The sequence below is a fragment of the Westiellopsis prolifica IICB1 genome (assembly GCF_004323185.1).
In the GTDB taxonomy this organism is placed as follows: domain Bacteria; phylum Cyanobacteriota; class Cyanobacteriia; order Cyanobacteriales; family Nostocaceae; genus Pelatocladus; species Pelatocladus prolificus_A.
The window spans coordinates 2,687,257-2,700,977 of the sequence record NZ_NAPS01000001.1; the positions used below are offsets into that span (position 1 = coordinate 2,687,257).

At 41.9% G+C, this 13,721-nt stretch carries 12 protein-coding genes and 1 tRNA gene; 8 read left to right on the top strand and 5 right to left on the bottom strand.

Annotation, left to right across the window (positions count from 1 at the left end):
* Positions 1-74 precede the first annotated feature (74 nt).
* Positions 75-650, top strand: a complete 576-nt coding sequence (locus B4U84_RS11130) for a Uma2 family endonuclease (RefSeq protein WP_044448625.1) — start codon at positions 75-77, stop codon at positions 648-650.
* Between the two features lie 285 nt (positions 651-935).
* Complete coding sequence (locus tag B4U84_RS11135; protein WP_044448627.1) at positions 936-1,439, top strand: DUF2085 domain-containing protein; 504 nt, start codon at positions 936-938, stop codon at positions 1,437-1,439.
* A 137-nt stretch (positions 1,440-1,576) separates the two neighbouring features.
* Here the strand turns inward: B4U84_RS11135 and B4U84_RS11140 are convergent.
* The 4 genes from B4U84_RS11140 to B4U84_RS11155 form a co-directional block, all read right to left on the bottom strand.
* Positions 1,577-1,649: transfer RNA gene (locus tag B4U84_RS11140), tRNA-Arg, on the bottom strand.
* 406 nt (positions 1,650-2,055) lie between these two features.
* A complete protein-coding gene (gene hisC / locus B4U84_RS11145; RefSeq protein ID WP_044448629.1) occupies positions 2,056-3,108 on the bottom strand; it encodes a histidinol-phosphate transaminase in 1,053 nt (350 codons plus the stop codon).
* Positions 3,109-3,262: 154 nt separating this feature from the next.
* Positions 3,263-3,670, bottom strand: a complete 408-nt coding sequence (locus B4U84_RS11150) for a PIN domain-containing protein (protein WP_242677603.1) — start codon at positions 3,668-3,670, stop codon at positions 3,263-3,265.
* Positions 3,667-3,906, bottom strand: coding sequence for a hypothetical protein (locus B4U84_RS11155; protein WP_044448633.1), 240 nt, complete (start codon positions 3,904-3,906; stop codon positions 3,667-3,669). Before B4U84_RS11155 ends, B4U84_RS11150 begins: the two co-directional genes overlap by 4 nt.
* Before the next feature lie 381 nt (positions 3,907-4,287).
* Here B4U84_RS11155 and B4U84_RS11160 point away from each other — a divergent pair, with 381 nt between their 5' ends.
* The 3 genes from B4U84_RS11160 (at position 4,288) to B4U84_RS11170 (ending at position 7,127) form a co-directional block, all read left to right on the top strand.
* Positions 4,288-6,321 carry an FAD-dependent oxidoreductase gene (locus B4U84_RS11160; protein WP_044448635.1) on the top strand — a complete coding sequence of 678 codons (2,034 nt, stop codon included), beginning with the start codon at positions 4,288-4,290 and terminating at the stop codon, positions 6,319-6,321.
* Positions 6,322-6,471: 150 nt separating this feature from the next.
* A complete protein-coding gene (clpS, locus tag B4U84_RS11165) occupies positions 6,472-6,798 on the top strand; it encodes an ATP-dependent Clp protease adapter ClpS (protein ID WP_017313269.1) in 327 nt (108 codons plus the stop codon).
* A 5-nt stretch (positions 6,799-6,803) separates the two neighbouring features.
* Complete coding sequence (locus B4U84_RS11170) at positions 6,804-7,127, top strand: DUF2103 domain-containing protein (protein WP_017313268.1); 324 nt, start codon at positions 6,804-6,806, stop codon at positions 7,125-7,127.
* A 471-nt stretch (positions 7,128-7,598) separates the two neighbouring features.
* Here the strand turns inward: B4U84_RS11170 and hemW are convergent, their stop codons facing one another.
* Positions 7,599-8,783, bottom strand: coding sequence for a radical SAM family heme chaperone HemW (gene hemW / locus B4U84_RS11175; RefSeq protein WP_131117826.1), 1,185 nt, complete (start codon positions 8,781-8,783; stop codon positions 7,599-7,601).
* A gap of 350 nt (positions 8,784-9,133) precedes the next feature.
* Here hemW and B4U84_RS11180 point away from each other — a divergent pair, with 350 nt between their 5' ends.
* From B4U84_RS11180 to glgB, 3 genes are all read left to right on the top strand, one after another.
* On the top strand, positions 9,134-10,213 hold the full coding sequence (locus B4U84_RS11180; RefSeq protein ID WP_017313266.1) for a PIN/TRAM domain-containing protein: 1,080 nt from the start codon (positions 9,134-9,136) through the stop codon (positions 10,211-10,213).
* 262 nt (positions 10,214-10,475) lie between these two features.
* Positions 10,476-10,796, top strand: a complete 321-nt coding sequence (locus B4U84_RS11185; RefSeq protein WP_131117829.1) for a hypothetical protein — start codon at positions 10,476-10,478, stop codon at positions 10,794-10,796.
* A gap of 340 nt (positions 10,797-11,136) precedes the next feature.
* Positions 11,137-13,431 carry a 1,4-alpha-glucan branching enzyme gene (glgB, locus tag B4U84_RS11195; RefSeq protein WP_131118884.1) on the top strand — a complete coding sequence of 765 codons (2,295 nt, stop codon included), beginning with the start codon at positions 11,137-11,139 and terminating at the stop codon, positions 13,429-13,431.
* Positions 13,432-13,721 lie beyond the last annotated feature (290 nt).

Genomic DNA, 13,721 nt, shown 5'->3' on the forward strand with positions numbered 1-13,721 from the left:
AAAACTTAAGGGTTTATTACCTTTTCCCTGTTATCTTTCTCCTATTTTGGTAAATTATTAATTATCAATTAGTTATGTCAGTCCCATTAACCTACCTAACTGTTGAAGAATATCTCAAAGCCGAGGAATCTAGCGAAATTCGCCATGAATATATCGCTGGTCAAGTCTTCGCTATGTCTGGCAGTAGCAAAGAACACAATTTGATTGCTGGTAACATTCATGCACGCTTACGTTCTCATTTACGTGGTAGTTCCTGTAGTGTTTTCATTTCAGATATGAAAGTCAGGATACAAAGTACCAATAAAACGAAACCGGCTGACTTATTTTACTATCCTGATATCGTAGTTACCTGTAACCCGCAAGACCAAGACCGTTTTTTTGTAAATTATCCCTGTCTAATTATAGAAGTGCTATCACCAAGTACAGAAGCTATAGACAAACGCGAAAAACGCATTAACTACCAAGCCTTAGACAGTTTACAAGAATATGTGCTAGTTTCTCAAGACCAAATACAAGTAGAAATTTATCGCAAAGATGCTCAAGGAAATTGGTCAGTACAAACTTTAGATAAAGGTGATGACCTACAATTAAAATCTGTAGGTTTAACTCTAACAATGACAGAAATTTACGAAGACGTAATCACTGTTTAAGGTGGAATAAATCAGTTTCAAAGAAAGGGTGGAGACAACTTTTTAATTCATCATGTAATTGTCCATTGGAGGAAACTTGACCCATCATAAGTATTCCTGCGATCGCAAAATGCTGTATTTTTGAAGCATGGGTATTTCAGCATCACAAATCAAAGTACAAGATATCTGACCTGAATCCTTACTAAAATTCATCAGTTTTTTGGGTTTGTTAAGTTTTATCATAGTAACGAAGCAAATAGACGCACTCGCCGCTTCAAGGTAAAGTAGGACACAAAGGGAAAACAGATGCAAGGAGTTGTTTTTGCTAGAAAATTAAGGATTAATTGGGTAAGTTTTGTTGCTGATTTTCTGTTAGCAGGAATGGTGGTAGGGCCGCTTGTTGCTCCTTTTTTGGCTGCTTCTGGGTTGTTTATTTTACCTGGAATTGCGGAAATTATTTATTTTATGGGTCGTCATGTCTGTCCCCAACCAGAAATGGGAGTGAGTTTGGCGTCACCGTTTCTCATGGCTGTATGTATGCGTTGTTACGGAACAGTTACTGGTTTGCTGTTGACTCGGTTGTTGTGTGGGGTAACTGGTGGTAGAGGTTTTTACTGGCTGCATCAATATGGTTGGAGTGGTGCAGCACTTACAAGTGTGTTGATGATGGCTTATCCGTTGGAGTTAGGCGCAGAGGTGTTAGGGTGGTGGAGTTTTAATAATTATGTTGTAACTTTGTTTGGGTTGGTGACGGGTTTGGCGTGGGGATTGTTTACTATGCCGATATTACATTTAAAAGGTAGCAGGTAATAGGGATCGGGGAAAGGGGAACGGGGAACGGGTAAAGAAACTGTAACTAAATAATTAGTCTAGTTATGGGTAGCTTTGGGTAAGTTTCATGTAACGGAATACGCAGTCTTGCTATCAATACACCAAAAAACAAAAAACGAGCGTGGAGGGATTCGAACCCCCGACCTACAGAACCGGAATCTGACGCTCTATCCACTGAGCTACACGCCCTTGTAATGCTTAATTACGCATATACAATAGACAAATACTAGCATAAAAAGGCTAAGTTGCAATACGGTTCAGTTAAGGATTTTTAGTGCAAAAATTTGACCTGTAGAGACGCGCCATGGCGCGTCTCTTATCTGAACCGTATTGGGCTAAGTTGATAGTTTTTTAATTTATTTGGTCGTGAAAAGTGCGACGAACCTCTAATTTTACGTGAGTTCGATAGATTTGATGAGCCACAATCTCGCCCTCAAATAAATAGCTGGCTCATAGCCAAAACCCACTTGAAGTGGGTTATACCATTTCACGTTAATTGCGATACATATAAATAATGTAGAGACGCGAAATTTCGCGTCTCTACACCATCTGCATTTGTATCAAGATTTTAGTGAAATGGTATTAAAGAGCTGATTTATTTGAGTAAGCTAACTAAAGCTTCAATTAATGTTTGATTCTGTTCATCTGTACCGACTGAAATCCGCAGTTTATTGTCTAATCCTGGTTGCTTGAAGTAGCGTACTAAAATACCTCGTTCCTTCAATCCTAAGTAAAGTTGTTCTGCATTGTCTTCAGGAGGTGTCGCAAGGACGAAGTTTCCCTGAGAATCAAGAACTGTGAAACCCAAGTTTTTTAACTCAACAGTCAGCTTTGCTCGTGATGTTTTGACTTTCTCAGCACAATCATTTTTATAAGCTTGATCACGCATTGCTGCTGCACCAACCAGAGTGGCGATCGCATCAATGTTATAACTATCTTTAACTTTAAACAACCCTGTCAGTAAATTGGGATTGGCAATTCCAAAACCCATCCGTAAACCTGCCAGAGAGTAGCCTTTGGATAAAGTACGTAACACAATCACATTCTCAAATTCCTGCACTAATGGCAAGGCAGAATATTCAGCAAAATCAACATAGGCTTCATCGATCGCCACTACTCCTGAAACCTTCTGTGCTAAAGTACGCAAATCATCCAACGGTACAGAATGACCAGAAGGACTGTTGGGAGAAGCAATAAACGTAATCGCGCCATTAGCAGCAACCAGATCATCAATCGGCAGTGTAAAATCTTGGGGATAGGGAATTTCCACAACTTCCGCAGGTTGCATAGCTGCTAGGGTACGATATAAAACGTAAGTCGGCATTGGGTAAACAACTTTGCGATCGCGTCCTTCTGCACAAGCACGCATCAGCACATTCAACACATCATCACTACCGTTACCGACAATAATCCAATTGGCGGGTACACCCAAAGCTTCACTTGCAGCTGCACAAAATTCACGCGCAAAGGGATCAGGATAACGCCGCAACCATTCGCCATCTAGGGTTCTGAGGATATTAAGTGCATCTGGTGATGGCGGGTAAGGATTTTCATTGGTATTAAGCTTAATAATTTTAGTTCCCGGTTTTGGCTGTTCTCCGGGAACGTAACCAGTCATCGCATCAATCGCAGGACGGAAGTAACTCATGAAGTTAAAAGTTTGCAGATTACCAGCATGATTATCATAGACAACACTGATACAGACTAGCAAAGATGAAAATGGAGGTGTGAAACTTGCTTCAGATGGTTTACTGTCAAAACTCTAGCTATTTATGCTCTTGGGATGAACGATAGTAATTCCTTTAACTTCTACAAAGTATGAATGGGTTTAAAGTCAGAATATGACTGATGTTATGGGCAAGCACTACTGCTTGTATGCGTAAATCGTGAGTGCGCTTCCCTGATATCCTATGAGTTGTAGCGAGGTTCAACCAAATGCGAAATATATCTGGTGTTTCTTCCAGCCACTCAAACTGATTTATAAGCATTTGTACTGCTCGTTCGGTTTCTTCTGATGTCCATCCCAATCCATTTACAGCAACGGGACGGGTGGCTACAACCCAAAATTCAATTAAAACTTGAGATGTAATCAAACATCGATGGTTGTTAGATATTAGATACCTGATTGTGCAATCAACAAGATTGTAATCGGGTGAAGCTATATCCCTAGAGCGCAACAGGATATTAGTATCTAATAGATAATCGGTCATACTTCATCATCATAGATATTTTCTCGCCGCAGAGCTTCATTAGAAAGGTTGGCATAGCTTTTTGGCGCTGTGTCTATCCAATCCTGCCAAAGTAACAATCTTTCTTCTGATGTTTTAGGTTTACTGGTTCGTAACGTTAAATGCTTATTACTAAGCTTTTCTTGAAAAAGTTTTTGCTCTTCGGGGGAGAGGTTTAGTACCACTTCCACGAGGGAGTTAACAAGTTGTACATTCATGGTTGTATGCGTGATGAACTCTTGGTCACGCTACGCGATCGCGGTAGCTACTCCTACAGAGTATCGCCTTATTATAATATTCCACTCCATTATTTTCTTAGCAACGCGAACCTTGGCGGCTCAACTCAACCACGTATAAAACTGGGAAATCTGGGCTATCTGTCATCAAGAACTGATAAAGTACGTAGCGAAAGTAAAATAAAATCGCGGCTTGTCATTTTTGGATACCCGTAGCGGTTGAATGTTACTTGCAAAATTAGCCGTGAAATAAATTTCCGGCTTCTACATTCAACCGATTGTAACGGGTTTCTGCTTTGAGCCTGAATTTTAATTCCAGGTTAACAAGCCGTGATCGAGGAGTTGAGCGGAATCGAATTTAACATGAAACGTAAACACCTAATCTCTTGTCACCACACCTCTTTAATTAGTCTGACTCTCATTTCTAGTTTGATTGCACCTTATGCTGTAATTGCAGCACCACCCAGAACACCCGACAAAACGGTAAATTGTGACATTCTTGTTGTCGGTGGTGGGCTTTCTGGTGTTGCGACTGCTTACGAAGGTTTACTAGCTGGGAAAACAGTTTGTCTCACAGAAATTACCGATTGGTTAGGAGGACAAATTTCGGCTCAAGGAACTTCGGCACTTGACGAACGACCAACCCAACGAGCAAAGTTATACTACTCTCGCGGTTACTTAGAACTGCGAAAACGAATTGAACGTAAATACGGCAAACTCAACCCTGGTGATTGTTGGGTAAGTGATTCCTGTTTTATGCCCAAAGATGGACATCAAATTTTGAATTCCATGCTCAAAGATGCGGAAAAACAGGGAAAAGGCAAATTGCAATGGTTCCCAAATACAGTCATTAAAGAATTAGATATTAGTTCTAATGGGAAAATCATTAATAATGCGATCGCCATCCAACATAAACCAGCACCCAATGCTCCCCCACTTAATACTTTTACCTTATCTCAGAGCATTCAAGATGCTTATGCCTATCTAAATTCTTCCCGCTTTACCAAAACTATTATTCGCCTTGCTCCTAAACAAGCACAAAAAGGCAATATCCCTAACTGGTATATTGTAGATGCCAGTGAAACTGGAGAAATAATTGGTCTTGCTGATGTTCCCTATCGTCTAGGCATCGATGCACGTTCTTATTTAGAGCCTTCATCTTCTAGTGCAACTAACGATCCCTACTGCACTCAAGGCTTTACTTACACCTTTGCAATGGAGGCAACCAAGGAACCACAACCACAAACCATGCCTCCATTCTACATGCAGTATTCACCCTATTACAGTTATGAATTGAAACGACTAGCCAGCTTTCCTTTAGTATTTACTTACCGTCGGATTTGGAGTCCGAAAAAAGGTGAAGAAACGAAATTTGGCGGCGTAACTTTTACGGCTCCCACCCCAGGAGACATCTCCATGCAAAACTGGACTTGGGGAAATGACTACCGTCCCGGAACCGCCAAAGATAATCTAATTTATACTCGCGAACAACTCAAAGCCACCGGACAGCTTAACCCTGGTGGTTGGATGGGTGGACTACGTGTAGAAACCTTGCGTAGAGGTGAGGAAAATGCTTTTGGTTATTATTACTGGTTGACAGCAGGGACTACAGATTCCCAATTAGGAAATGGCGTCAAGCAACAACACACAAACAATCGCTTTCTTTCCGGGTTAAATTCCCCCATGGGAACAGCGCACGGTTTGTCAAAATACCCCTATATGCGCGAAGGAAGACGGATCATTGGTCGTCCTAGTTGGGGTGCGCCGGAAGGTTTTAGTATTTGGGAAGTTGATATTTCTCGTCGCAATTACGATGATGAGTATTACCGCACAACCCTATCACCTGCTGAATATCGTCGCTTGAAAGCTACCCTAGCAGGTTTGGAAGCTTTATCAGTACTTTCAGGTCAACAGCGTCCCGAAAACGTAGCGCGACGAACTCGTTCAACTATTTTCGCCGATTCTATCGGTATTGGACATTATGCGATCGACTTCCATCCTTGCATGGTGAAAAGTCCACCAGAAGCACCCGGAAATCAAGAACGTCCAGGAGAAAGGCGTGGTGCGGGTCAAGCTTATCCCTTTCAAATTGCTCTGCGGGCAATGATCCCTCAAAAAATTGATAATTTACTCGTAGGGGGTAAAAGTATTGCTACCAGTCACATTGCAGCAGCAGCCTACCGGGTACACTCCTTTGAATGGTCTGCTGGCGCTGCTGCGGGAACTACAGTAGCTTTCGCCTTGAAAAACAACGTTGCACCCTACCAACTTGTTGATGATTTGCCCAAAGCAGAACCGCAATTACTAAAATTGCAACAACTACTTAAGAAAAACGGCAACCCCACCGCTTTCCCCGATACCTCAATTTTCAATCAAAATTGGGAAGATTGGAAATAGACGCGATTAATCGCGTCTGTACAATATTTATTGGTCATTGGTCATTACTTTAAACAAAAAACAAATGACTAATGACTAATGACTCTTGACTATAGACTAAACTGTTAATTGTAGTGTAGTTTTGTAAAGACCTGTTGGTTAACTAATTTTATGATTACCAGACTTTCAGCAGCTGTTTACGGGATGGCAGCGACACCAACTATAGCTCCTGAACGGTCAACTCAAGTTACCCGTAAGACCTATCCAAATTACAAAGTCATTGTTTTAAATGATGATTTTAATACTTTTCAGCACGTTGCAGAGTGCTTGGTCAAGTATATTCCGGGAATGACTGGCGATCGCGCTTGGGATCTCACTAATCAAGTACACTATGAGGGGCAAGCCATTGTTTGGACTGGGCCGCAAGAACCAGCCGAACTTTACCATCAGCAATTACGTCGAGCTGGTTTAACAATGGCTCCTTTGGAAGCAGCGTAAAATTTATGACAAAACCCACCTCAGACACCCGCAAAGCAACACCTGTTAAAGATGGCAGATTAGTTTGGAATCACTCAACTCATATTCCTGGACTTATTCCCATCCTCGAACGTCTGTGCAAACTAGATGGAATCCAAACCATCACACCAGGACAAATTGGACGGGTAAAAGGTCATAGTCCAAAGTTGCAATTACGGGTATCTGTTCCCATTCGTGGTGGGTTTAAATTAATTGCACGTCACGGTAAAACTGTACAAGAAGTATTTATTTTAACCACTCTCCCGCAGCAACAACTTGAAGAAGCGATCGCAATTACAATGCAAAAGTAGTCATTGGTCAATGGTCAAGTGTCAATGGTCAGCCCTTTCAAGGTGGAGCAAAATTCTCAACAATCAACTCCTCTGTAAGCTCTTATCTCTGTGTTCTCTGTGCCTCTGCGGTTAAATAAATAACTTTTAAACCGCAGAGAACGCAGCGAAAAGTTTGAGCGGAGGTTTCCTCCGTTCGCGCAGCGTCCCGGAGGGAACTTCAAAGCTTTTCAAGAGAGAGAGCGCAGAGAGGAAAAAAGAGATTTTATGAGTCACCTTGAAAGGGCTAGTCCTACTAGAGTTAAACCTCAACGTTCAAACTTTAAGACTTAATGTTCAAGCTTTAAGACTTAACATTCAAACTTCAAGGCGATTTCTTCTTGTCCCCACGTCCATCCCCAATCCCCAATCCCCAATCCCCGATCCCCGTACTCTATGAGAAGCCGCTGACGCGTCTACGCGAAGCGTCTCCTCTGGAGAATCCCCGATCCCCTATCCCCCCAATTCCGCAAACAACTTTGACAAAATCACGTTAGAAAACAAAAATCCATCGGGGTCACTCAAACGCAATTTTTCTCCCTCAAGTTTAATCCAGCCTTTTTGGAAGTACGGTTGTAAACATTTTTCAATCTCTTCTATTTTCTTTTCGCCAAACTGTTCTACTAGCACTGCTAAATTTACACCTTCTGCTAAACGTAAACCCAGCATTAAGGTTTCTAACAAAATTTCATCTGCTGATGTCACTTCACAATCAATTACACAACCAGCTTCCACCCACTGGTAATATTCTTTAGTTTTACGTGGACGAGTAAATCTTTTCCCTGCGATATAACTAGCTGCACCCATACCAAAGCCATAATAAGGGCGATTTTGCCAGTAAACTCGATTATGCTGACATTGGTGTCCAACTTTGGCATAGTTGGAAATTTCATAATGTTCATAACCTGCACCAGTTAAGATTTGCTGCGCCATTTGGTACATTTTGACTGTGGTTTCATCTGTTGGTAGGGGATGAATACCCCCTTTGTAGTAACGACCAAAGGCTGTTCCTGGTTCTATGGTTAGGTCATATATAGATATATGTGTCGGTGCTATAGCAATTGCTTTTTCTAATGACTCTTGCCACCTATCCAAGGTTTGATGGGGTAATCCGGAAATTAAGTCTATACTAAACTCAGGGAATCCTACCTGTGAGATTAAGTCTACGGCTTTGTAAATATCAGTAACCGAATGCGATCGCCCACAAGCTTGCAATAAATCTGCATCAAAGGCTTGTACACCCAAGCTGACACGCGTAACGCCTGCACTACGATAGCCTTGAATGTGTGCTAAATCAAACGTACCTGGGTCTATTTCCATCGAAATTTCTACCCCAGGAGCAATACCAAACTTTTGCTCTAACGCCAATAATATATGTTGCAATTGTTGCACAGATAACAGTGAGGGAGTACCGCCACCAAAGAAGATTGTCTGCAAAGATTGGCTAAAAACAGGAGCAATGGCAATTTCTTGACCAAGAATCTCTACGTATTGAGATATAGCATTAGATGTTTCACCACGCAAGCGATCGCCGACAACATAGATCGGAAAATCACAGTAAAAACATCGGCGTCTGCAAAAAGGAATATGTACGTACGCAGAAGTTGGAATGGCTGAAACTATATCTTTTTGTACCATTTTGAGTAAAAATTAAAATAAGATTATTAAAATTACAAAACATGAAAATTAATAAGTTAAGTAAAACACAGAAGATCAGAATATATCAGGCAAGGGGTAAAATCCTTACTGACATTACTGTTGGGGTTAGCATTTTATTTTAATTATTTCTAGTTATTTATTAACAAATTTTTATCGTTTTTCACGAAAAAGATGGCAATAATAGAGCATAAAAATCTTTAGTTATAATGATTGCAGATGTTGTCATTCTCAACCTCTATTATGAGCGTAAATATATTAAATCGCTTCTAGCGATGAGATAAAAATACTTTACCTATCGATTAAAACTGTTGCAGGAAATTAGCACTATTATGCTTGATGCAATTATCATATTCTCATTCATCCTAGCAGCGGCGGGGGTAGGTTTCTACAGTATCGAGTTGCTGCCAGATGGAGCGCTGGATCGGGTCACAAACATAGAAGCTCTACGCTTGGTTTTTGCTGCTTTTGCCGCTATTATTGGCGGCGCAGTCGGACTGAGATTTCAGACAGCCTATCGCCGCCTAGAAAGCCAAGTGCGGGAAATGCCATTTGAAATCATCTTAACCCGTGCGATCGGTCTGGTCATTGGGTTATTGATCGCGAATCTCATGTTAGCACCTCTATTTTTGCTACCAATTCCCGCCGATTTTAGCTTTTTTATTAAGCCACTGGTAGCAGTTGTTGGTAGTATTGTGCTGGCTTATACTGGCATGAATCTGGCTGACACCCACGGGCGTGGTTTGTTGCGGTTAATTAATCCCAACACTGTAGAAACACTGGTGGTAGAAGGAACACTTAAACCAGCTAGCACCAAGGTTTTAGACACTAGCTGCATTATTGATGGTCGGATTGAAACACTTCTCGAAACTGGCTTTTTGGAAGGACAGTTGCTTGTACCCCAATTTGTCTTGCAAGAACTGCAACAAGTAGCAGATGCAAGCAAAGATCAAAAACGCGTACGGGGAAGACGGGGACTAGAAATTCTCAATCGAATTAAAACAGTTTACCCTGATCGCATTTTGATTAACTCAATAGACTACGACGATATCACAACCGTAGATGCGAAGTTAGTCAGGTTTGCCCAAGAAATCAATGCTACACTCCTAACCAATGACTACAACCTATGCAAAGTAGCCAGTGTGCAGAAAGTCCCTGTTTTAAACGTTAACGATTTAGTTAATGCTGTACGTCCAACTTACTTACCAGGCGATAACATTGACCTGAAGATTCTCAAAGAAGGTAAAGAACCCAGTCAAGGAATCGGCTACCTAGACGATGGCACAATGGTCGTAGTCGAAGAAGGTAGTAATTATGTCGGTGGTGAATTGCGGGTAGTTGTCACCAGCGCCTTGCAAACATCCGCCGGAAGAATGATCTTTGCCAAACCCCAAGCCTCTGCATTAGCATGAGCGAAATGTCAAGTCCCAATTTCCAAAATATTTTTCTGGCCGATGCACTCAAGTTGCATCGGTTGTTTTTTGGGCAATTGATCAATATATACAAGTCGGACGGCAGCTGTGGTATAAACTGTCTAGCAGTGAAATACCCCAACCTGCTTTGCTGAGGCTGGAGCTTTCCAACATCAACTCAATTTAGGGATGATTTTATTCGTATTTGGGGTTTCCCGCTTCAAATTAAATAAATAAAATAAAAAATCAAAAATTCATAAAAATGAAAAATAGAAAATACATTTATTTGATAGTTATCAGTAGCATTGTGGTAAGTTTTACTAGTTATCAAGGAGCAAAAGTAATAGCATTACCACCGCCAGAAGACATACCAGAAGAAATATTACGAACAGAAATTATATTAGCAGCGCGATCGCCCATTGACGGCAAATCTCTATCTGCTGCGGAGTATGCACAACTGCAAGCCCAACTGCAACAAACCCCACCACCAAAACTAAGTCCTAAAATCAGAGAAAATATCTTTTTGCTGAGACTGCGTAGAGCATTATTCCAGCTTTTCCCTTTTTTGGATACATTGATTTAGTCAATTGGGGATCGGGAATCGGGGATCGGGGATTGGGGATCGGGAACAGACTTGTCAAATAATTCTCCCCACACTTCCCACACTCCCAGACGCGATGAATCGCGTCTCTACATTACTCCCCACACTCCCTTCCCCCCGATCCCCGATCCCCGTACTCTATGAGAAGCCGCTGACGCGTCTACGCGAAGCGTCTCCTCTGGAGAATCCCCTTTCCCCGATCCCCAAATTCACGATGACATCAAGACAAAATTGCAAATAAATGTAAAGAATAATATATAGAAGTTAAAAAAGCAGATTTACTTAACCACTTTATTCAACCAACGTAGGTAGCTCCATGTCTATGACCATGATTGCCCCTGAACAAGTAAACCGTATCGTTTGGAATCAGCATCAAGATCCGTTTGAAATATTGGGTTCCCATCTTGTAGAAGCAAATGGCAAAACTGTTTGGGCTGTGCGAGCCTACCTACCCAATGCTAGCGAAGCGTGGGTGCTTCTTCCCGAAGAAAGAAAAGAATACCCAATGCATAGCGTACATGATCCTCATTTTTTTGAATGCGCGATCGAAACAAAAGAATTAGCAAACTACCAGCTCAAAATCAAAGAAGGGGAACACGAACGAGTCATCTATGATCCTTATGCTTTCCGTTCTCCCCGTTTGACTGAATTTGATCTACACTTGTTTGCTGAAGGAAACCATCACCGCATTTACGAAAAATTGGGAGCGCACCCCACAGAAGTAAATGGCGTTAAAGGGGTTTATTTTGCCGTTTGGGCGCCCAATGCGCGTAACGTTTCACTGCTAGGCGATTTCAACAAGTGGGATGGACGCCAACACCAGATGCGTAAAGGACAAACTGGAGTTTGGGAATTGTTTATTCCTGAAGTTGGGGTAGGAGAAAATTACAAATATGAAATCAAAAATATAGAAGGTCATATTTACGAAAAATCTGATCCCTTCGGTTTCCAACAAGAACCCCGTCCCAAAACAGCTTCGATTGTCGCTGACTTAGATAGCTATGAGTGGAACGACGAAGACTGGATGGAAAAGCGACGTCACACTGATCCTCTGACTCAACCCGTCTCAGTTTACGAAGTACATATAGGTTCTTGGTTACACGCTTCTAGTGCGGAACCACCCCAACTTCCGAATGGGGAAACCGAGCCAGTAGTTGCTGTTTCCGAACTCAATACTGGTGCGCGTTTTCTGACTTATCGAGAATTAGCAGACAGGTTGATTCCCTACGTCAAAGATTTGGGCTACACTCACATAGAATTGTTACCGATCGCAGAACATCCCTTTGATGGTTCTTGGGGTTATCAAGTCACAGGCTATTACGCTCCTACTTCCCGTTACGGTAGCCCAGATGATTTTATGTATTTTGTTGACCAGTGCCATGAAAACGATATTGGCGTGATTGTAGATTGGGTTCCTGGTCACTTCCCCAAAGATGGTCATGGTTTAGCTTTCTTTGATGGGACTCACCTTTATGAACACGCCGATCCCCGCAAAGGTGAACATAAAGAATGGGGAACTTTGGTATTTAACTACTCACGCAACGAAGTCCGCAATTTCTTAGTTGCAAACGCTCTGTTTTGGTTTGATAAATACCACATTGACGGAATTCGCGTTGATGCGGTTGCTTCTATGCTTTACCTCGATTATTGCCGCAAAGAAGGCGAATGGCTTCCTAACCAATATGGAGGTAGAGAAAACTTAGAAGCAGCTGATTTTCTGCGTCAGGTTAACCACCTAATCTTTAGCTATTTTCCTGGTGTTGTCTCTGTCGCTGAAGAATCTACAGCTTGGCCGATGGTTTCTTGGCCGACCTACACTGGTGGTTTGGGCTTTAACTTAAAGTGGAACATGGGCTGGATGCACGACATGTTGGACTATTTCAGCATGGACCCCTGGTTCCGTCAGTTCCATCAGAACAATGTTACTTTTAGTATGTGGTATCACCACAGCGAAAACTTCATGCTGGCACTGTCTCATGATGAAGTTGTGCATGGTAAGAGCAACATCATCGGCAAAATGCCAGGTGACAAATGGCAAAAATTTGCTAACGTGCGTTGTTTGTTTGCTTATATGTTTGCTCACCCAGGTAAGAAAACCATGTTCATGAGCATGGAGTTTGGGCAGTGGAGTGAGTGGAATGTGTGGGCTGATTTAGAATGGCATTTGTTGCAGTATGAACCCCACCAACAACTCAAAGAATTTTTCAAAGAACTAAACCATCTCTACCGCAGCGAACCAGCTTTGTATACCCTAGATTTTGGCAGGGAAGGTTTTGAGTGGATTGATTGTAGCGATAACCGTCACAGCGTCGTGTCGTTCATCCGTAGAGACAAAGACTCTGAAGATTTTGTAGTCGTGGTTTGCAACTTCACCCCCCAACCCCATTCCCACTATCGTATTGGTGTATCAGTAGCCGGATTTTATACCGAGTTATTCAATAGTGATGCGCGGAAATACGGTGGTAGCAATATGGGTAATTTAGGTGGTAAATGGACTGATAATTGGTCAATGCACAATCGGCCTTATTCGTTTGATTTATGTTTACCACCCTTGGGTGTGTTGATTCTCAAGTTGGATAGGGATAAGACTGCTGAGGTGATGGAATCTCAAGAATAGTTATAAGAGTGTAGGTAATAAATACTGCAAGGGATAGGATTTTTTGCTTCGATTTTAAGAATGTAGAGACGCTTCAAACAGCGCGTCTCTACAAAGATTTTGGGTTGGTCAATATTTCTTAACCGAGGTTCTTGCTTCAAACTCCATCCCGCGTATACTGGAGTCCGTTACACTCCTACACCCGTACACCCCCAGTTACGTTTTTACGTTAATAAGCAACGTTAAAAGGTTTTGAACAAACGCTTTAATGTTCTCTATGGATGGAGGAATGTTAATAAGCAACGTTGAAA